Source organism: Ralstonia sp. A12 (genome assembly GCF_000801955.1).
In the GTDB taxonomy this organism is placed as follows: Bacteria; Pseudomonadota; Gammaproteobacteria; order Burkholderiales; family Burkholderiaceae; genus Ralstonia.
Genome location: NZ_JSZO01000001.1, coordinates 556866 through 578262, shown reverse-complemented (window position 1 = coordinate 578262; position 21397 = coordinate 556866). Strand labels below are relative to the sequence as shown.

Genomic DNA, 21397 nt, shown 5'->3' with positions numbered 1-21397 from the left:
CGGCTTAGGAGCCGCCTTCACCGCCACCGCCACCTTCCCCGCCACCGCCACCACCACCACCTTCACCGGCTCCTTCGCCAGAGCCTTCACCGCTGCCGCTTTCACCGCTGCCACTTTCGCCATCGCTGCCGCTCTCGCCGTCGCTACCGCTCTCGCCGTCGCTACCGCTCTCGCCATCGCTGCCGCTTTCGCCATCGCTGCCGTTCTCGCCGTCGGAACCGCTGTCGCCGCCCTCACCGGATCCGCCGCCGTAATCGCCGCCGTAGTCGCCAAAGAAAGCCGGCACCCATTGGCCGGGCTCGAGAATGGTGTCATCGGGAAAGACAGCACTGGGTAGTGGTCTGCCGCTGTCGACCCAGGCGGGCAACGCATCGGATCGCAGGCTTTCGCTGAACATACTTGCTCCTTATGTGGAATCAGGCCTGAGCAGGCTCTAGGGATTGACTGACTTGAGGCAGGTCTTGAACGTGAGGCTGGGCCACGTTGTTCAGGAGACCCTGCATCATCGGTACGTAGACGAGTGGATGCAGCGTCGGGTTGCTATTCATTTCCAGCAGCCACAGCTGTCCAGCTGGGTCGCGAATCGCATCCACGGTATAGACAATGTGCTGCCGCAAGTCGCCGGGGATTGCGCCGTACAACGTTTTTCCGATTTCCGGGATGGGCTGTGCCCAGGGCTCGAGCGGATCAGACTGAAGATCCACGATGCGTCGGTTTCGCGGGTGCATGAGGTCAGACCCATAGCGGAACTCGATCCGTTGCTCCTTCCCTCGCGGGAGAACCGTGTCTTCCGTCACGCCGTAGTACTTCAGCAGAGGGGCGCAGCTTTTCACCAGCTCACGCGACTCCTCTTCCGAATAGTTACGCGCGTAGCGCGCGCGCACGATGATCTGTTGGCGCAGGTTCAGTACACCGTCACCCATGACGTACGGCATTCTGTCCAGCTCGGCACAGACGGGCGTTGCATTCCAGAACCAGATCTTCAGGAGATCGCCAAAAATGAATCGCTCGTAGTACTCGCCCACCGACGGATCGATCGGGTTTTCCTGTGCCTTCCTATACGGGCCGCTGACCGCCGTGCCGAACGACGATGCCACCCGCTTCACGACAACGTCCGTCATCTGGCTGTTTGGCGACACATCATGTTCTGGTACGTGAAAGCCCGCGCTTTGCGCAAAGTGCTTAAAGGCGAGCTTGTCCGAGGCCAAGCGCCAGCGCCGAGTGTCATACGGAAACCAGCCGGCGAACATCTGCGAGCCGTCCGACGGAGTCGAGGAATACTGGCGCGTGCCGTCAATCGTGGTGAGAAATTGTGGACGCAGCAGCCAGTGTGCGTTGCCCTTGCGAACGAGCGCCTGCATTGTGTCGCCAGCCAGGATGAACTCAGCCTGCTCTGCGGCAACGGCTTTGCGTAGCCACTTCACATGGTCGAGAAAGCTGTTCTTGGATGGCAGCACGAAACAAATCTCCAAATTGTGCGGGCACTCGCCGCTGAGTACTGACTAACTTGAGGCACCTGTTCTTGTTGCTCAGTTCGACGCGACCTTGCACGCAGTCATGCCCTTTCCCCAACTTATCCGTGGCTGGCCGCAAAAGTTTAGGGACGCATAGAAAAAAGATGCGGTTGTTCATTTCAAGAGCATGGAGTGTCTCCAATGGCAAAGGCGGCGCCCTGAAAAAAGTTGGAGAGCGCCCTAAACTTCGTCGCCGATCGCTGGATAACTTAGTCAAGAGCAACAGAACGCGATGCTGTTGGACCACCGGGATTGGTGTCTGCCAGCACTGAACTTGACAGGACGACGACACCATGGTCGGTATCATCAGCGGCGATTTCTTCGGTTTGACCGGTAACAGCCTTGCAGGACTGGGTCAGCGTGGACTGCTTGGTACGGCGGGCGAGGGCAGCGCCAGCCAGCAGGCCTACGTGAACGTCGCAACTGGCAACCTGGTGCTGCAGGGCCAAGACGATTTCCTGGCGAGCCGTGGCGTGGGTATCGGCGTGGTGCGCACCTATAACAGCCTGGGGACGTACAACAACGAGAATAGCGACGCATGGTGGCGCAACGGCTATCACCGCCTGATCAACCAGACCGGAACAGTAAATCAGCCCGGCAGTTCTATTCAACGCGTCGCGGCCGATGGTTCCATTCTCACTTACACGTACGACACGGCCAGCCAGCATTACCTGGCTGCAACAGGGAGCGGCCAGTTCGACTCCCTGTCTTACGATGCCGGCAGCAACCAATGGACGTGGACGCAGTCCAGCACGCAGAACACGGAGACCTACACCGCCAACGGCAATCAGTGGCGGATGACTTCCGCCAGCGACCTGAATGGCAATACAACGACCTACGCCTATACGGGCGACCTGCTGACCAACATTACGGATGCAAGCGGAGAGAGCGTCCGTTTCACCTATCAAGGCAACAATCTCTCGCAGGAAGAGGTGGTCAAGGCCGACGGCACGCTCTATAGCCGGACGTCGTATCGCTACGACTATCAGAACCGGCTGCAGCAGGTCAAGGTGGACCTGAGCCCGTCGGACGACAGCATTTCCGACGGGAACGTCTATGTCACCAGCTATAGCTACGTCGACAACACTAACCTGATCTCGAGTGTCACTCAGACCGACGGTTCGCAACTGAGCTTCACCTATACAACGGTCAACGGGCGCTCGGAAGTCGCCAGCGTGACGGATAGTCTGGGCCGCACCGTCAGCTTCACCTACGACCCGGCGGACAACAAGACGACAGTCACCGATCCGTACGGCAATCAAAACGTCTACACGTACGACGCAAATCATCGCTTGACGGAGATCACCGGCCCCCAGGTGAGCGGTGTGACGCAGCAGGTGCAGTACACCTACGATAGCGCTGGCAACCTCGTTCAGTCGACGGATGCAGAAGGCAATCAGGTTCAATCAACATTCGACACGAATGGCAACCTGCTGACGCAAGCGGATAGTCTTGGCAATCGCGTCGAAAAGAGCTACGACGCCAAGAACCGTCTTATTGCCAGTACCCTGTATCAGCAGCCCGCGACGGTGGGGCAGGCGGCCGCTGAGCCATTGACCACCCGATACGTCTACGACAGCAACGAGAATCTGCGCTTTGCTATCAGCCCCGAAGGGCGCGTTGTCGAATATCGCTATGACGCCTACGGCGAACGGACCAGCCAGATCGGGTACCCGGCGCAGACCTATGACGTTTCGGCGCTCAGTGTCGGACAAGCCCCCACGTTGCAGGGCATGACTAACTGGGCAGCCGCCCAGAACGCCACACAGACCACGCGCACCGACTATCAATACAACACCCGCGGTCAAGTCGTTGGCACGGTGACTTACTCTCGCGTCGACGCGACGGGGGCAGGTGTTTCTGACGGAACGCAGTCCGTGCAAACCTTCAGCTACGACGCTGCCGGTAACCTGCTGTTCAGCGTCGATGCCAACGGCAACCAGACCAGCTACACCTATGACGGGCTCAATCGACTGCTGAGCAGTACCGACGCTGCTGGGAACATCACGGTCAACCAGTACGATGATGCGGATCACGTGGTTCGCCACACGCTGGCCAATGGTCGTGTGGATACCAGCATCTACGATACGGCTGGGCAGCTCGTCTCGACGATCCAGGGCGGGCAGGCCCAGAGCGAGTATCGCTATGACGCGCTTGGTCGCCTGGTTCTGAGTATCGATCCCACCGGGGTCGAGCAGCACTACTTCTACGATGCCGCCGGTCGTCTCCAGGCGCAGGTCGACGGAACAGGCCAAGTGACGGCGTTCGTCTACAACGATCTGGGGCAGAAGGTCCAGACCGTTCGCTACGCCACATTGTTGAGCGCGTCACAGATGGCAGCGCTGGACGCTGGGTTGAATACCGCCTCGACAGCAGTCCCTGCCGCGCCTGCGCAAAACATCCCTCAGTGGTCTGCTGCTGGCATCTACACCCAGGGCAGCCAGGTCGTCTACGGTGGCAAGGTTTATCAGGCGAACTGGTATGTGCAGGGCATTGAGCCCGACAGTGCGAACTCGGGGGCATGGTCTGAGGTCGCGCTGCCGAACACCCTGCGCACGTGGTCGACCACGGCTGTGTACCAGTCTGGCGAGAAGGTCGCCTATGCCGGCCAGGTATTCCAGGCGCAGTGGTATGTGCAAGGCGTCGATCCTGAGCATAGCGCGGCGTGGGCGCAAGTGTCCGCGCCGGGGACGTATCCCTCCTGGAATGCTGGCGCCGCGTATCAAGCGGGTACGGTGGTTTCATACGACGGCAAGCTTTGGCAGAACCAGTGGTACAGCCAGGGAGGCACGCCGGACAGCGGTTTGCCGTGGCAGAACGTCGGTCTGGCCCCCGCGCTGGCGCTGCCCAGCTTGTCATTGCCGGAGCGCTCGTCGGGCGACCAGATCAACGTGACGCTGTACGACGCCGCTGGTCGGGTGACGTGGCAGGTCGACGGCGAAGGGTATGTGGTTCACACCGAATACGACGGTGCATCACGTGTGACTTCGGTTACGCAAATGGCCACGCGCCTGGATACCAGTGTGTTGGGTGACCCCGCAGCGGTCGCGCAGGCTTTGTCAGGCCAGACGACAGCGGTCTCGCTCAATGATGCCGTGGCCGGCGTCGGTGCCAACGCGTCGCATCTCTTGACGGCGACGGTGACGGGTTCGGGGCAGCCAGGCGGCACGGTCGACTTCTATGCTGGCGAGACGCTCCTCGGTACCGGTACGCTGAACGCAAGTGGTGTCGCGACGCTTTCCGTTGCTGCACTGCCGGCTGGCGCTGGCACGTTGCGCGCGGTCTACAGCGGGGATGCCACCAATCTTGGCAGCGCATCGGACGATCGTACCGTCAATCGCCTTTACGACAAGGACGGCTTGTTGCGCGCCACGATTGATGGCGAGGGATTCCTGACGGAATTCCGCTACAACGCGGCGGGGCAGCGGATTCAGAGCATTGCCTACGCGGAACCGGTGACAAGTAATGCCGCCATTGCTACGGCATCCAGTACCGATTCCCTGGCGAGCCTGTTGCCCGTGAGCGGCGCGGCGGACATCCAGGATTTCTACTACTACGATGGCCACGGTCGTCTGGTTGGCCACGTCGATGGCGAAGGCTATCTAACGGAATCGGTCTACGACGCAGACGGCAACCTGACACAGACCATCCGCTATGCGAACCGCGCCAATGGGCCTGTGGGAGCTAATTCCACGCTGGACGCCCTGCGCCCGACCCGCAGCGTGGAAGACCATGTCAGTCTGAACACGTGGGATGCGCTCAATCGGCTGAAGTCGCAGACCAATGCCGAAGGCTCCGTCTCGCAGTTCAGCTACGACAGCGTTGGTGATGTGGTGGCCAGCGTCACGGCTGCGGGGACGGCCGACCAGCGTACCGCACTGGTGCGCTATGACTCGCTGGGCCGGGTGACTGAACAACTGTCGGCACGAGGTGCGGCGCTGATTACGGGTAACGAGACGCCCACCCAACTCGACGCGATCTGGGCTCAGTACGCCACCCAATACAGCTATGACGCCGCGGGCCGCCGTATTAGCGCTACGGACCCCAACGGCAATCGCAGTCTCTTCTACTACGATCAGGACGGCCGCCTGCGTTACACGGTTAACGCAGAAGGCGAGGTGCAGGAGCGTCAGTACGACGCTTTCGGGAATCTCACGAGCACCATGGCCTACGGTGCTCGAGTGGACGCTGGCACGCTGGCCAACCTGCAAGGCGGTGTGCTGACCGAGGACACGCACAGTCAGCAAGCTGAACAGGCATTCGCTACCGCCAAGCAGAACGGAGCCGGGCTCAACAGCACCACGCAATACACCTACAACGGCGTCAACGAGCTGGTCTCGACCACCGACGCCAACGGTGGCGTGACGACCGCCAGCTACGACACCTTTGGCGACGTGGTGAGCAGTACGCAATCCATTGACGGTTCGAGCAGCGTCACGACCACGCGCAGCTATGACCGTCGTGGACTGCAGACCGAAGTGGTATCGGATGTCGGTGGTGCGAACATCGTCACGCGTGCGCAGTATGATGCCTTCGGCCGCCTGATCGAGTCGGTTGACGGCAATGGTCATGTCAGCTCACAGACATTCGACCGCCTCGGGCGAGTCGTGCAGGCACTGGATCCGACCAACGCGCAGCGCAGCAGCAGCTATGACGCATTTGGCCGTGTACTGACCCAGACGGATGCGTTGGGCGATACCACCCAGTACAGCTACAGCACAGCCAACCGAAGCATGACGGTCACAACGCCCGAAGGCGTGTCCGTGACCACGGTGCACAATGCCGAAGGTCAGGCGCACAGCGTGACGGACGGCAACGGTAATACGACCGTCTACAGCTATGATGCCGACGGCAACCTGGTTGGCACCACGTCGCCCACTGGGCAGAGCACCAGCCAATATGACCATGCAGGGCGTTTGATCGAGACAATCGATGCCAATGGCAACAAGGTCGACTACACCTACGATGCGGCCAATCGACTGCTGAGCCGCACCGTTGACCCGAACGGACTGAATCTCGTCACGCGCTACCAGTATGACGCCAAGGGTGAGCGCATCAGCACCACTGATGCCAACGGCACGGTAACGCTGACCGCCTATGACCTGAAGGGCCAGGTCGCAAGTCAGACGGTTGATCCGAACGGGCTGAATCTCACCACGACCTACACCTACGATGACGTTGGGCACGTCCTGACCGTCACGGACCCGAAGGGCATCACCACCCAATACGTCTACGATGCGCTGGGCCGACGGGTGGAGACGCACGTTGATCCCCAAGGTCTTGACATCGCACGGCTCTATGCCTATGACGCCAACGGCAACGTCGTTAATGCTACCGATGGCAATGGCAACACGACGCGGTATGTCTACGATGCCGACAACCGCCTTGTCTACACAATCGATGCAGCCGGCGACGTTCAGCAAAACACCTATGACGCACAAGGCCAGCTGACCAACACAACGGCCTACGTCAATTGCATCAGCCTGGCGGGGCTGAGCAATGCACCTTCGTTGGCTGATGTCGCCAGCCGTATCAGCGCCAACTCTGCTCAAGATAGCTCGCAGAGCCGGGTGTACGACAACGATGGTCGCCTGAATTACACGGTGGACGGGACCGGCAGCGTGGTCCGCTACTCGTACGATGCCAATGGCAACGTCGTGGACCGTGTTGCATACGCCAATGCGATCCCCACTGGAACGCAGGCCACGGAAGCTGCGTTAGGCGCTGCTGTGACTACCATCGCGGACGCCTCGCGCGATGTGCATGTCCGCAACATCTACGATGCCGGCAATCGGCTGATTTGGAGCGCCGACGGAACCGGTGCCGTCATTCAGCGTAGCTACGACGCCAACGGTAACTTGGTCAAGCAAGTCGCCTACGCGAATCGCATCGCCAGTGGCGCGTCGGCTGACAGCGTCGCCGCCAGCGCAGACGACCGTGTCACGCTGATGGCCTATGACAGCGCCAACCGCCTGACCTGGCAAGTGGATGCAATGGGTGGTGTCACCCACCTTGTGTACGACGCGAACGGCAATGTGGCGGAGCGGATTTCGTATGCCAATCGTGTTGCCTCACCTGGGGCGGGTGCTGTACTGACCGCGGCTTCTATCGCATCTGCCGTAACGTCTGATTCGGCAAACGACCGAACCGCACGCGCGGTATTCGACGCGGCCAACCGCCAGATTTTCAGTGTCGATAGCACGGGCGCCGTAGTTGAGACACGCTACGACGCGGACGGGAATGCGGTTCAGACCACAGCCTACGCCAACCGCATCGATAGTGGTGTCCTGCCACAAGTGGCTCTTCTTTCCGACATGCAGAGTCGACTGCAGCCGAACGCCGCAAACGACCGCACGACTCGCCACGTCTTTGATACCGCAGGCCGGCCCGTTTACGCCATCGACGCGCTGGGTAACGTGCAGCAGACGGAATACGACGGCGCGGGGCGTGTGGCCAGCACGACGCTCTATGCGAATGCCATTCCACTGAACACGCTGGCCACTGAGGCGAACGTGTCAGCGGCCATCCGGGCCAACGCAACGGTTGATCAGACCAACGTATTCAGCTACGACGCAGCAGGGCACCTGACCAGCAGTACGGACCCTCTTGGGAATACCGAGACGTACACTTGGAACGGCGTTGGCGACAAGCTGAGCTACACCAATAAGAAGGGCGATACCTGGACGTACGCGTACGATGCGGCCGGGCGCATGGTGTCTGAAACGTCGCCGGCTGTACCGTTGGTGACTGTGGGGGTAGGCGCCAGCGGGAAGCTTGCCATCAGCCAGGCTGGGTCTGCGCCGGTCATCACGCGTCTGGCATACGACGCACTGGGCAACCTGATTAGCCGTACCGAAGCGGCAGGGCGGCCCGAGGAGCGCACGACCCAGTATCGATACGATGCACTGGGGCGCCAAATTCAGACGATCTACCCGACGGTTGGCGTTTACAACGCAGCCGCGGATGATCTTGCCAGCAATGGTGCTGACGGTGTTGCCGCGCGCACCGACGCGGTCCGGCAACTGAGCACCAGCGTTATCTATGACGCATTTGGCGATGCGGTGTCGAATGTCGATGTAGCCGGTAACGTTAGCTACAAGACCTACGATGCGCTAGGTAGGGTGTCCTATGACGTAGACGCGGTGGGTTACGTCACGGGTTACGGACGCAATACGTTCGGCGACGTGACGGCGCTGACGCGTTATGCAGGTGGGACTGCGCTCGAGACCGCCGGTGCACTAGCGCTGAGCACGGAGCAAGTTTCGCTTGCAGTTGCTGATCTTGACCACAGCAACGATCGTACGATCGTCACGCAGTACGATCAGTTGGGTCGAGCCATTCAGGTCACGCAGCCGCCGACCTGGGTCAGTAACGGGCCGAGCTACATGGCTTCGGCCGTTACGCGCAACACGTACAACGCCTTTGGGCAACTGCTCCAAAGCGCGGCGCTGGCGGACCCTACCACTAATACCTGGGCCACGACCACGCATTACTTCGATCAGGATGGCCGTGAAACGGCGACTGTCGATGCTCTGGGCTATGTCACCACGCAAGCTTATGATGCCGCTGGCAATGTGGTTCGGCGCACCGAATTTGCCAACGCCACGTCGAACTGGTCGATTGGCAGCCTCACAATGCCGGCTGTCAGTAATGACGACCGCATCACGGCGACCACCTACGATCAGAACAACCGCAAGACGAGCGAGACGCGAGTCAATGTCGAATACAGTCCAAGCGACAACGGTATATCGACACGTGGCGACCTGACTACCTCGTATGGATACGACGCAGTCGGCAACCTGACACGTACGACCGACGCGAAGGGGCACAGCACCTATACCTACTACGATGCGATGGGTCGCACGGTTGCCGTTGTAGCCCCCGTGCGAGCAAACACGGACGATGGCTTACCTCTTACACCACTGTCTGTGTTCTATCGCGATGCACTGGGTAACGCGGTCGTCCGGATCGATTTCGCTAGGGGCGCCGCGAGCGCATCAGAATCAGGGTATGTGCCTGGCGCAGCAAGTGGGGACGACCATGTCACCTTCAATCAATACGATAGCCACGGCAACCTGACGCAGACAACAGATGCCGGCGGTAATAACCACTATTACTCGTACGACGCCTTCGGGCATCTGGCCAAGCAATGGATGGGAGTGACGGGCAACGATGGCGTTACCCATACGCTGTTTTCTGCCTTCCAATACGACGCCCTGGGCCGCCAGACCGACATCATCACCCCGGCTTCAACCAGCGTAGTGGCTGATGGCACGATCGAGACGATCAGCCAGCAAGCTGCGGGCGTCATTCACACCCGTATGGCCTACAACGGCTTTGGGGAGATGATCCTGCGCGGAACCGGCAGCGGGGACATAAGCGGAGTCGATGGCGTCATGCACATCGAGTCGGCAGTCGCAACCGGAGGCAAGGTCGGCGGCGACGATTTCGCCTGGCAGGAGCACTTCGACTATGACGCGGCCGGCCATCTGTGGCGCACCAACAGTGGCGACGGTGTTGAAAAAGTCTTCCTATACAACCTACAGGGGTATCAGACAGCCCAGATCACGAGTAAGGGTCAGGTGAATGGGGCGAGTGACCTTGGCGTGGATCTGACGGGGTTCAGCAGCGCGCGGGATGTAGAGCTATTCGGCTTTGAGACGACCCTCGAGCGCCGTACAGACAGCACACGTGACCTACTTGGCCGCGTAACACAGGAGACATTGCCGGCGCGCTTTGCGCAGAACGTCGGATCGGTCAGGCCCGTCGTATACCAAACCTACGACAGGTGGGGCAATGTGGCCTCTCAAAGCGACGTGCGAAACGCCGCTTGGATCACGACGTTCCGGTACAACGCCAACAACCAGGTTATTGAGGAAACACAACCTGACGGCAATGGCGCGATCACTCAGGACAGCCCCGTGACCCGTCTGTTCTACGATGCGCTGGGTCAGCAAGTAGGCGTACTTGACGCAAACGGGCACTTCAATGGAAAGGTGTGGGATGCGGGCGGCAACCTCGTCGAGGAGGATCATGCGGACGGAGGCACAGTTCAGTATGACTACGACGCATTCGGAAACCGCACGGTTGCCGTTGACGCGATGGGTAATACCACCCGATACGCGTACGACAGCCTGGGCCGGAACACAGCCGTCATCAACGATGTCGTCAACCAATACACCGTAGACGGCAACAACAACGTCACCGGCGTTCAGTCCAACGACGTCGTCTCCATGACGTACGACCAGGCCGGGCGCAAGCTTTCCACGACGAACGGCAACGGCGAGACTACGCGGTTCACCTACGACCTGCGGGGCAATGTCGTCGCAACGACGCAGCCAATGGGCGAAGTCAGCCGCGCAGCGTTTGATGCTCTGGGCCATCAAATCGGTGCCCTTGACGCCAACGGCGCGTTGGCGACGTGGGGCTACGATGTGTTCGGCCAGTTGAAGGCGCATACCGACATCGGTGGCGCGGTGTATTCGTTCCAGTATGACAATGCACGGCAACTGATTACACAGAGCAATAATCACAACCAACTGCTCTACTATCAATACGACTCGGCCGGCCAGCTAGTGCAGATCACGGATGCGGGTACGGGCCATATCACGCAGTACGACTACAACCTGGCGGGCAAGCACGTCCACGAGCGTACTTTCCTCAATACCGGGGCCGCGACTTACCAAGATCAGACGCTGGCGTATGACACGCTGGGCCGCTTGGCGCAAGTGAATACGGCGGACGGCACGGTAAGCCTGCACTTTGAGTACGACAAAGTCGGTAATCGCGTTCTCCAGCAGACGAGCCACACCACGTACACCACCACAACGGACTATGAGTACGTGGTGACCGGCTACGACGAAGCGGGATCGCCGCAGTACGCGTACATGCCGGTTCAGCACAGTGTGCCGACCACCACCACGCAGAACCTGTGGTACGCCTATGACAGCATGAACCGCCAGATTCTGGTGGATGGTGCAGTCAACAACAATGCAACGGACATCGCCAACGTGGTCGGCGGCCAGGGCCACATCCTGACCTACGACAAGAACGGCAACCGCACCAGTGACATGAGCTGGGGCGAGCAGGTGGTGCGCCAGGAGAACATCATTGGTTATGATGAATCCGGGCACGCCGTTAGCAATGGCGTGAACTACGTCAACCATGCAGGCCGGATCACCGAGTACTACACCTATGACAGGATGAACCGCCTGTCGACGGTATCGACCGGCGCGTTCGACCAGAACTGGCAGGCGCTATCGATCCGGGAGAGCATTCTTCTCGACACGCGCAAGTACGACGGCGCGTCGCGCGTGGTGGAAAGCGGCCCGGCCGGGCACTTGTCGAATGCGTACATCCAGGCGTTGACCAACGGCAAGAGCGACGCTAACGGTGCGGTGACACGCGTCTCGCACTACGACGCGGACGGTCACCTGCTCAGCCTGCACACCACCAAGCCGGACGGCTCGTTCAGCAGCGATCAGGTGTATGAGAAGGTCAACACTTGGCAGACCCAGGAGCAAGTGCAGACGGGCACGGACGAATCCGGCGCGCCAATCTACATCACCCAGACCGTCACCCACACGTCCACCAGCAGCGGCTATGACGCCGCAGGCAACGTCACCAACTACCGGATCACCGACAGCAGCGGTGTGACGGAAACCTTCAGCACCACTTACACCAAGTTCGAGGGCTACAAGGAAGCGAGCGTCACTGGCTTCCGTAGCGACAATGCCGGCCAGAGCGGGACCACGCTCGACCACTACGACGTCAATGGCAACCTGATCGAAGTCGAAGACACGACCAAGGATGCCAACAGCCGCGTCTTCGTCAACGACGCCAACGGCAACATCTTGCAGAAGACGCAGCAGGGCAATGTCCTGCAGCAACTGGTGGTGGACGGCCAGGTGTATGGCACCTACGGCACGGGCGTGGACCCGACCAAGCCGACCAACGACAACGGCGACCCGAACTACGCGGACCTGACCAACTTCAACCTGAGCTACCAGCCGATCACGAACGCCTACCCGGGCGCGGCGACGGGCCAGTACACGATCCGCAGTGGCGACACTCTGCGCTCCATTGCGCAGTCGGCGTACGGTGATGCCGAACTGTGGTACCAGATCGCGGACGCGAACGACCTGCGCAGTGACAACGACTTGCGCGTGGGCCAGACGCTGACGATTCCGAACCGGGTGGCGTCGGCACACAACACGAGCAGCAGCTTCAAGCCGTACGACCCGGGCAAGGTTGTGGGGGACACCACGCCGAACTTGCCGGTGCCGCAGCAGGATAGCGGCGACGGCGGCGGGTGTGGCGTGATCGGGCAGATCGTGATGATCGTGGTGGCGGTGGTGGCCACGATTTATACCGCAGGCGCCGCTGCAGGGGCGTTTGCCGCCGCCGAGACGGGCGCAGAGGCGGGTGCCGTTGCGGCTACTGAGGCAGGAGTGGAAGCGGGCGCTGAGGCTGGAACGTTGGGGGCGACCGAAGGAGTTGCTGCTGACGCGGCGGCAACATCGATCGGAGGCACGTTCAGCGCAGGGCTGTCAGTTGTGCAAGGTGGTTACGGAATAGCAGGTTTGGGCTACGCAGCGATTGGCGGGGCCGTTGGGTCGATTGCTAGTCAAGCGGTCGGCAATCTGATTGGTGCACAGCACGGCTTTAGCTGGGATCAGGTCGCACTCAGCGCCATAGGCTCCGGCGTGAGTGCTGGTATGGGGTCGGTCTTCGGTACCGGAGGCGGTCTTGCAACTGGAATCGGACGGGCAGCCGCAGGCAGCGTCGTTACGCAGGGTATTGAGGTAGCGGTTGGGCTGCAGCACTCATTCAGTTGGCGGCAAGTTGCTATGGCCGCAGCCAGCAGCGCTGTGGGCTCGGTGGCGGGTAGCGCAGCCAATACGGCCATGGGCTACAACCCGCAACAGGCGTTTGACTTCAGCAAGAGCCTGATCTCGGGGGCTGTATCGAGCCTTGCAAGCGGAACCGCGATGGCGGTGATGCGCGGTGGCAAGGTGCAGATCGAGCAGGTTGCCGTGGATGCGTTTGGCAATGCGCTGGGTCAGAGCCTTGCGGAAAATGCGGGCAGTCAGAGCAACTCGCAGCAAGAGGGCGTGCTGGATCAAGCGATCGAGCAGCAGGTGCCGCCAGCGTGGAACGGTGGGCCGCAAACGGCTCAAGGCGGGCAGGTGACGCCGGGTCAGGCCGTGTTCATCTATGGCCGGGATAGTAACGAGGAGGTTCCCATTCCCGCAGCGCATGAGGGGGATGCAGATCGCGTCGTTCAGTTTACTAACCAGTTGATGAACAACGGAGCGTTTACATACGTGCCAGGCCCGGAGTATGCGCCCATCGCGACGCTGGCTGCTAACGATGTGAAGGAGCCAGGGCAACCTGTGGTGACGTCGGATGCCGGTGGAGGCGGTGCCAACGAACTCGCACCTGTCGTCATAACAGGTAGCAACAGTATGTTGTACCGAGATGGAAGAGGGGCGGCAATTTCAGAGCAATCCTTGGCGGACGGCACGGTGGTCAAAACCTATGCCAATGGGTATAGCGTGACTGACCCGCAAACAGGGAAAATCACCTTTACGCCTGCGGACATGTCCGGGCTAGGTGCGACGCTTTCGGGTAATGACTACAACTTTGTTAGCAAGCGGGCGGCCGAACTTGACTCGAATTACGACAGCCCGGGTGCATGGCATGATTTCAAGGTTGGATTGGATAACCTACTCGGGATCACCCCCAATCCAGTTAGATCCATTGATCAAGAGGCTGAGTTAGCTGCCCTGCAAGGGATCGCGCGCACGCGTGTGGATGCAATTTCGAATCCAAGTAAGTACGATCCGACGCTGGCGGCAGTCGATACGGCTGCAGGAGGCTTGGTAGGCGCGGCTGCAGTTATCGCGACGCAGAACTCTGATCCAGAGAGAAGGCAAGACGTTCTGACGCTGGCAAGAGCAGCAGATGGGACACTCTTTGCGTTTGGTTCGGCCGGCGCTGCCAAGGTAGGGATGCCGTCTGCGCTAGAATACCAGGGCGCCCAAGATAAACTTAAACCAGAATGGGGCGGTCCTGTCGACTACAGCAAGTTGGAGGATCCGGCCAGTGTTGGACAGGGCAAGAATTTCACGCAAGCGCAAAAGCAGAATATATACATACAGAATATTCAGGCCAATGGAGGGGTACTTCGTTCTGATCTAGATGGTGAAATACTTGTGCTGCCTAGTAAGAGTCAATCTGGTGTAACGCCACCAACAAATGAGGCTCAAGTTGATCACGTCGTACCTCGTCGACCGTCTGATCCTATGGTTTCTCCGGGCTCTAACAGTTACAGTAATGCTGCTGTACTTTCGAGGGCTCAAAACAGAGACAAATCGAATGACTAGGAGTGATTGTGTTTGAATGGAAATTTACGGATCCACCAAATGTCGCTGTCATTGCAGATCGCGAGATTGCCAAGGGGGATCGCTGGATCGCCCATGTCTTTCATGACGCGGAAGACGGGGCGTGGCAGTTTCATACAGATTCGCTAAAAGGGAGTAGTGAAGTCCAATCGATGGTGGTTAGTTTGCGGGCGATTGTTCAACTAGATCCGTCGATTCTGGAACTTGCGGACCTCCCTCTCGGCTGGCACGCATGGCGCGACACAAAAAATTCTGCATGGCAACGGAAACCTGCGAACTCAGAGTGATCCGCGCGGGTACCAAAGCCGGAGCAGCATAGCGCGCCGCCGGTAGTGCGCTGGGTGGGCGCTTGGCCGAAAATGCCGATAGCACCAATAGTTGGCAAAACCGGCATGCTGGGCCAGAAGATTGCGGAGTGGCAGCTACCGCCGATCTGGAGTGCACCGGGCCATTGCTCTGATGTTGCCTGGATTGGGCTGTTGTATGGCTTTTATGGTCCGTCGGCGCCGGCACCCAACTATGGAGCCGGCACGAGAACCAACAGTATCTTTGCGGACCTCAACGGAGACACATCCGACGCGCCGACTGCGCCGAGCTACAACGTGTGGCTGATGCGGAGTGTTCGAGTTGTTTTATGTAGCGGGGGACCTGCCAGAAGACGCATGAGTGATTTGCCCGTCAAACGTTGACCGCATAACTAGGGAGGTTGCTGTGAATGTGTTCCTGCCCTTAGCGAAGTAAATGCGCTACAGGCTCACGGTTGCTCTTCGCCGGTCTGCGCGCCAGCGCTAGGACTCGCCCGCTCAAAGGTCCTCCGGTCCACCCCGTGGCACTCGTCCTCGTTCTCGTGCACTTGCTTGGTTCCGTCCAGCACGTTGAGGGGCCACTCGGCAGCGCTTGAATGCCATTCGTCGTGCTGCTGGTCGGCGGGCACGGCTGCTGAAGTGCCCAATTGATCGGGGTGATCGGTCATCGAAATCCCGTGTTTGATCGCGTCAGCGGCGAGGCGCTGGATACTGCAAGCGTGCACCGGCGCCGGGACATGGAGGCGAGTCTGATTACGCATGGAGCCTGGCGGCAGCTTGCGCTGCTGTTCTCTGTGCCTGCGGCACCAAAAACGCACATCGATGCCATCACCTCCAAAATGTGGGTTGCTTGGGTTGGTTTGAATTGGGCAGCGGTTGTCGATGAAGGGGCCAACAGCCGGCTGCGCGTGTATGGAAATAGCCTCGTGTGGTTAGGGGGAAAGGGGCGAACTAGAAAACTCACTAAGAAAAATGAGGAAACCGATGTTCTTGAGTAGGACTACTACCGTTGTGGCTCTTTGCGCCATGCTTTTCGGCTGCGCAACCTCCGGTCGAATCGGTGAGCTACCGGCTATTCCTGCGGATGTCTCCGCATCTAAATTGGTGCTGATCCGATCGAGTAGCTTGGTCGGTGCCACAAATAGCTACTACGTCGCCTTGGACGGCAAGGATATTTTCTCCATCCGTTCGGGCGAGAATACACAGTTCGCTATTCCGATGGGCTCGCACACGGTGTCGGTTAAGTGCTTCGGGGGCTGGTCACCGACCTGGAAAGAAGATGGCATCCAATTCGCGGCAGCGGCCAGCGAGGCGAACTACTTTGAAATCAGTCCAAACCTGACGTGTGCGAAGATCGTCCAGATCGATTCCGATGGGGGAAAGAGACAACTGGCAGCAACGAAGTTTGTCAGTCCAACGACGGTGTCGAACAAGTAGCTCGCTGGAGCAGGTGACGCTGAGACCAGAAGCTCTGAACTGAAGCGAGAGAACTAGGTATGGCTTCAACGCCTCAACATCAGCATGACGCTGCGCCTACCGTGCCACCGACCGATTCATCTACAAGGATCCCCCGAGATCTGCTCGGTATATCAACTGCCGTACAGGCTGGCTTCACGGTGCGGTACGGCTGGGCCTACTGGGAGTTGACACGCGTTGGCGTGACGTCCTTGTTGACCGCCTTGATTTCAACGATCTCGTGTGTGCTGCTTTATGTGGGGATTGTTCGGTTGCTTACCGGCCGTAGGGTCAAGCACAGCCTGCTGCTTGCAACCACCGGGTTTGCTTGGTCGTTTTTTGGATGGGGTGTTCGCTACAGTTGGTCTCACCCATTTCTTCTCGGAGCAATCGTTGGCACAGTTGCATGGTGGTGGGCGGTGAAAATGCCTACTAAGCCGTGCTCCGTAGAAACCGGCAGGCAATGAGGGGCGCCGTCGGGTGGCCGTCGCTACCTGCGATGACCAGTCTCATCTGCGTCGTCCTTCTTGCGATTGGCTTGCTCATGTATACCTTCCGACTCTTAGACAACAGGCGAATGCGCCGGCTTGCTTCCGCAGAGGATGTCACCTCATCGTTAGCACAAGGTGCTGCGTGAATCTGGCCCAGTAGCAATGGACCGCAGATTGTGTCCAGCGGTAAAGCGCCGTACCGCGTGGCAGTGTCCTTGTGGAATCGCTGGTGCTGCTGGCCGATGGTGTTGAGCGTGGTGGGCGTACTCAACCGCTGAGTGTGTCTGCTGGCGTGCGCCTCACCCACTCGTGCATATTGAGGTTGGGATTGACGCACGGCCAACCTCACGCTAGGTTCATGACAGTCTTGTTGCCGCTCCGGCGGAGGATTAAATCGCTGCCTGGCTGAGTGCGCGTGGTGCGGTAGTGCCTCAGGCTCCGGTTGTGGCCCCTGAATACTTCCGCCATGGGAAGTTGCGGGTGGCGGGTGTTTGGGGGGGCAACCCCGAGACGGGCAGTGCGGTCCGGACGCCTACGCATTTGCGAAGCGCACACTGAGTGACCTGTTGACTGCGCGTCGCTGAAGGACAACGATCGCCAAGTGTGGATCACTCGCCAGGATGCTGCTTTTGCGCGTTGCATCATGGATGCCAAGCAACACTCCAGCGCCTGCGCTGCCCGCGCACCGGCAAAGTTGAAAGCTCTCTATGCCAACCAGCAAGCGGCAGCCTTGCTCCATGGTGGTGACTTCGTGGCCGCGCGCCGTGAGTTTCATGCCATTGCTGCCACGTCTGACCTGCCGATGCGCGCTTGGGCCATGCTGGGAAGCTGTGCCGATCGGCAGGCGAACTGGTAAATCTGACTTCAATATCTTTCAGAATGAGTGGGATCGGGCTCCCGCTAGCATGGCGGGCTTTACGGCAACGTGCTCAATTCATCAGATGTCTGCGTACCCCGAAGCAATAGATGGGCTCCCCTTGGACGCGCTGGCTACTTGGAAGCGCCTACGTCAAAGAAAACGCGAACAGTGGACTGCCCGCTATTGGCGGAAAAATGTGGCAGGCGAGGCCTCCCTGAATGCGGATGGCTATGTGACTACCGTTAAGGCAGGGACCAATGCTTGGTGCTTCGAGATTCGCGCGATTAGGACGACAGAGATTTGCCAATCGGGCGATGGATATCGTTCCTCTGAGAGTGCCCGTTTAGCGGCGTTTGATGCGATTACCGACCTGCTATTGAAGCAAGCTGAGCTGCGGGGGTGCGCAAGCACAGCAACCCAGAAATTGTGATAGTCATCATGGCGCGGCATACAGGTGGCCTAGATACGACCTCGTCCAAGACCCACTATCTGGCGTGCATGAGACGCTGAGGCCGGGTGCCGCCCCTAACATCGAACGTTGCACGAAACGAGCCTCTCCATCATGACGCAAACACCTCAATCCTTGTCTTTGCCCAGCGATCGCTGGGATGCGATAGAAACACCGTTCGAAGGCGACGTCTTGGGCCGACGGCGCTTGGCCGAGCAACTGACGGGCTATCTCGCACGCCTGCGTACGGGCGCGGTGATCGCCCTTGATGCTCCATGGGGCGAGGGCAAGACCTGGTTCGCGCGCCACTGGTCCGCCTATCTTCGCCGAGAAGGTTTCCGCTTCGGCTGGATCGACGCCTTCGAAAACGACTACGTTGAAGATCCGTTTCTCTTGCTAGCGGCCGAGGTGCGGCGCCTGAGTGCGGCCGACCAATCGCTGGCCGAGCGTTTGGGTAGCCAGGCGGCTCAGGTCGGCAAGGCCTTGATGCCGATGGCTGCCAAGATGACCCTCAATCTGGTCGGCAGGGCGGTTGGCACGGAGGATCTCGTTGGAGAATGGGGAGAGCAACTCGCGAAAGCGGGGGACAAGGGCGGCGATGTGGCGCAGGCCTGGGTCAAACAGCGCATCGAGCAGCATGACAAGGAGCGCGATTCGATGCGCGCCTTCCGCCGCGAATTGGAAACCTTTGCCCGGGGTACAGACGACAAACCCGTGGTCATCATCATCGATGAGCTGGACCGCTGCCGCCCGGCCTTCGCGGTCCGTTTGCTCGAGCGTATCAAGCACTACTTTGAGGTGCCGAATCTCGTCTTTGTCTTGGTCATGAATCGACGCCAGCTAGAGACTGCCGTCAAAGGCGTGTACGGTGCGGAAACCGACGCTACGATCTATCTGGGCAAGTTTCTGCACCTGTCGCTCGCGTTGCCGCGGGTCCGTTCTTGGGAGTTGGACCACGGTTCGCATTTCATGCGTGGCTTTGTCGCCCATGTCCTGCGTCGCTATAACTTCCAGGACAATAGCGGCGATCTCGGGCGCTACCTGACCGTCTGGGCCGAGGCGTTTCATTTGTCTCTGCGAGACGTCGAGCGGGCGAGCGCAATGTGTTTCTTGGTGGAACCGCGCTGGCCGGCCTTGTTGACTTTCCTCGTTGCACTACGGGTTAAACATCCCGAACTGTTCGATGGCATTCGCCGGGACGATTCCGAAGCGAATGAGCAGGGTGTTGCCCTTTTACAAGAGGTGGTACGGCAGATTGCACAACTTGAAGGGTGGGTCTCCGACTATGTGCAAGCTCTCACCAGTCTGGTCTCACTGGCGCAGCTCCGCGATGATGAGACTGCTCTTAAAGACGAGGAGTCTCGATTGATTTTTGGGCAGGGCATGATCCGCAGTGTAGCGAGGGTGCCCGTCAAGACGATGCGTAGGCTTATGCAGAGCCTTGATTTTGACGTGCAATAGTGCACCAACGGTCTGCACATCCAGGAACAACACGGGGAATCACCCAAGATGGACTTGCTGAAATCGCTGGTGGAGTTTGCCCAGAAATCGAAGGCCGCGGCCTTCGGTTTGGTGATGGCAGCGCTGTTGTTTATTGGGGGACCGCACTATGCGCCAGGTGTGATACCGGAGCTTCCCAAGGAATGGGCATGGGCGCCGTGGTTTGTGCTCGTGTTCTGCGGCGCTCTGTTGGGGATTTCGGTGCTCTTGGGTGGAGCGTGGCTGTTATGGCGCGCGGTTCGCGGTGTGTATCGCTGGGTGGCGGCGCGCGGAAAACTTGAGGATGACGAAGTGCGTTTTTTGCTGACCTTGGGTAAGGCAACTGACCACACGATCTATCTCGGGCGTCTGGCGCTCAGTAATCCCGGTCACTCGGCGCTCGAGTTCCAGTCGACCGCGGACAAATTGACTCGGCGGGGGCTGATCAATCGCAACCCGTGGGATAACGATATTTGCAGCTTAACGGTTGCGGGACGAGGACGTACGTTGCAATTGCAACGGGAAATGGGCGCGTCGAAACCTCGACCCTTGCGAAAGGGAGACTGGGTCCGGCATCACGAGAGCGGGCGAGCGATGCGTGTAGCGCAGACCCCGAACGCGATCGGTCTGGCGGTCGATGCCGCCTCGGTGCCGGTCATCTGCGAGTGGCATGAAGCGGATGGTCAGATCGCGAGAAGCCCGTTCCATCCTGATGCACTTGAGCGGATAGATTCGCCCCAATGAACGATCGACCACTTTCATAAGTGTCCAGGAAAACTTAGATCACGTATCTGTGGCGCACATGACCATTCCTCCGGCCCGCGTCCAGTTTACCGTGCTGGTTCTTCAATGACCGGATGTTGACTAGAACGACATTGCAGCATGGGACGTAGTAGCAGACCTCGCAAAACTTACCGCCCTCGCACGCACAACGCTGCGACGGCGCTCCGCACGCAGCCGTGGCTGCTTGACACAACGTTCGGTCCGCTCAGTGAGGTGTTGGAGCATATAGCTCGTGGTGGCGAACTGCATGAGACCGACCACGGAGCCTTGATTTATGTATCTCCCAGCAGCCACAAACCATATGAGGTGGCGGCGACGATCAGGGCCTACGTGGAGATTTTCACCGTACTGCGTTCTCGCGATCCGGTTTGTCCGGATGTGGAGCCCCTTCGGCAGGCGATGCAAGATATCAACGGAGGTGAGGTTAGCGAGGCGGTTGTGATGGCGGCGCTGGAGTGTCTGACGGTGTTGCGCTCGTACGCTGCTGGCAAGCCTTCGGAGGTCATCGCGGACGCAGCTCAGAGCGTTTTACTCCGATTGCATATGGACGCTGCGGAGAAGCCCGCAGAGGACGACACGCACGACACGGCGGCGGAGAGTCGCCGCTGATGATGAGCCCCCAAGGGATCGAGATCCCATGGGGAGCTTTGCAGTTGA

11 protein-coding genes are annotated in these 21397 nt (G+C 59.5%); 8 read left to right on the top strand and 3 right to left on the bottom strand.

All coding sequences use genetic code 11. The features are described 5' to 3' along the window. Window positions 1–4: 4 nt before the first annotated feature. Both PI87_RS02595 and PI87_RS02590 read right to left on the bottom strand, forming a co-directional pair. Entirely contained in the window at window positions 5–397 is a 393-nt protein-coding gene (locus PI87_RS02595; RefSeq protein ID WP_052321368.1) for a hypothetical protein, read from the bottom strand. 19 nt (window positions 398–416) lie between these two features. Continuing rightward, window positions 417–1457, bottom strand: a complete 1041-nt coding sequence (locus tag PI87_RS02590; RefSeq protein WP_039596099.1) for a hypothetical protein — start codon at window positions 1455–1457, stop codon at window positions 417–419. A 350-nt stretch (window positions 1458–1807) separates the two neighbouring features. Between PI87_RS02590 and PI87_RS28955 the strand changes: the two genes are divergently transcribed. Continuing rightward, entirely contained in the window at window positions 1808–14902 is a 13095-nt protein-coding gene (locus PI87_RS28955) for a carbohydrate-binding protein (RefSeq protein ID WP_039596098.1), read from the top strand. Between the two features lie 2 nt (window positions 14903–14904). Then, a complete protein-coding gene (locus tag PI87_RS28345; RefSeq protein ID WP_157003054.1) occupies window positions 14905–15207 on the top strand; it encodes a hypothetical protein in 303 nt (100 codons plus the stop codon). A 467-nt stretch (window positions 15208–15674) separates the two neighbouring features. On the opposite strand, the gene PI87_RS02580 is transcribed toward PI87_RS28345, so the two are convergent. Then, a complete protein-coding gene (locus tag PI87_RS02580; protein ID WP_157003053.1) occupies window positions 15675–15893 on the bottom strand; it encodes a hypothetical protein in 219 nt (72 codons plus the stop codon). A gap of 9 nt (window positions 15894–15902) precedes the next feature. Here PI87_RS02580 and PI87_RS28950 point away from each other — a divergent pair, with 9 nt between their 5' ends. The 6 genes from PI87_RS28950 to PI87_RS28945 all read left to right on the top strand — a co-directional run bounded on the left by PI87_RS28950 (window position 15903) and on the right by PI87_RS28945 (window position 21349). Continuing rightward, window positions 15903–16223 (top strand): hypothetical protein, encoded by a 321-nt coding sequence (locus PI87_RS28950; protein WP_157003052.1) that lies wholly within the window; start codon window positions 15903–15905, stop codon window positions 16221–16223. 28 nt (window positions 16224–16251) lie between these two features. Beyond that, window positions 16252–16662, top strand: coding sequence for a hypothetical protein (locus tag PI87_RS02575; RefSeq protein WP_157003051.1), 411 nt, complete (start codon window positions 16252–16254; stop codon window positions 16660–16662). A 1152-nt stretch (window positions 16663–17814) separates the two neighbouring features. Further along, window positions 17815–18027: a hypothetical protein gene (locus tag PI87_RS02570; protein WP_039596095.1), complete on the top strand. Its 213-nt coding sequence runs from the start codon at window positions 17815–17817 to the stop codon at window positions 18025–18027. Between the two features lie 565 nt (window positions 18028–18592). Then, window positions 18593–19939 (top strand): KAP family P-loop NTPase fold protein, encoded by a 1347-nt coding sequence (locus PI87_RS27980; protein WP_157003050.1) that lies wholly within the window; start codon window positions 18593–18595, stop codon window positions 19937–19939. A gap of 48 nt (window positions 19940–19987) precedes the next feature. Beyond that, window positions 19988–20701: a hypothetical protein gene (locus PI87_RS02560; protein WP_039596094.1), complete on the top strand. Its 714-nt coding sequence runs from the start codon at window positions 19988–19990 to the stop codon at window positions 20699–20701. Window positions 20702–21046: 345 nt separating this feature from the next. Continuing rightward, entirely contained in the window at window positions 21047–21349 is a 303-nt protein-coding gene (locus PI87_RS28945; protein ID WP_157003049.1) for a hypothetical protein, read from the top strand. Window positions 21350–21397 lie beyond the last annotated feature (48 nt).

Bases quoted from the DNA above. Each gene is read 5' to 3' on its own strand.
- PI87_RS02570 (WP_039596095.1), top strand. From the start codon at position 17,815: ATGGATGCCAAGCAACACTCCAGCGCCTGCGCTGCCCGCGCACCGGCA.
- PI87_RS28955 (WP_039596098.1), top strand. From the start codon at position 1,808: ATGGTCGGTATCATCAGCGGCGATTTCTTCGGTTTGACCGGTAACAGC.
- PI87_RS02595 (WP_052321368.1), bottom strand. From the start codon at position 397: ATGTTCAGCGAAAGCCTGCGATCCGATGCGTTGCCCGCCTGGGTCGAC.
- PI87_RS02560 (WP_039596094.1), top strand. From the start codon at position 19,988: ATGGACTTGCTGAAATCGCTGGTGGAGTTTGCCCAGAAATCGAAGGCC.
- PI87_RS02580 (WP_157003053.1), bottom strand. From the start codon at position 15,893: ATGACCGATCACCCCGATCAATTGGGCACTTCAGCAGCCGTGCCCGCC.
- PI87_RS27980 (WP_157003050.1), top strand. From the start codon at position 18,593: ATGACGCAAACACCTCAATCCTTGTCTTTGCCCAGCGATCGCTGGGAT.
- PI87_RS02575 (WP_157003051.1), top strand. From the start codon at position 16,252: ATGCTTTTCGGCTGCGCAACCTCCGGTCGAATCGGTGAGCTACCGGCT.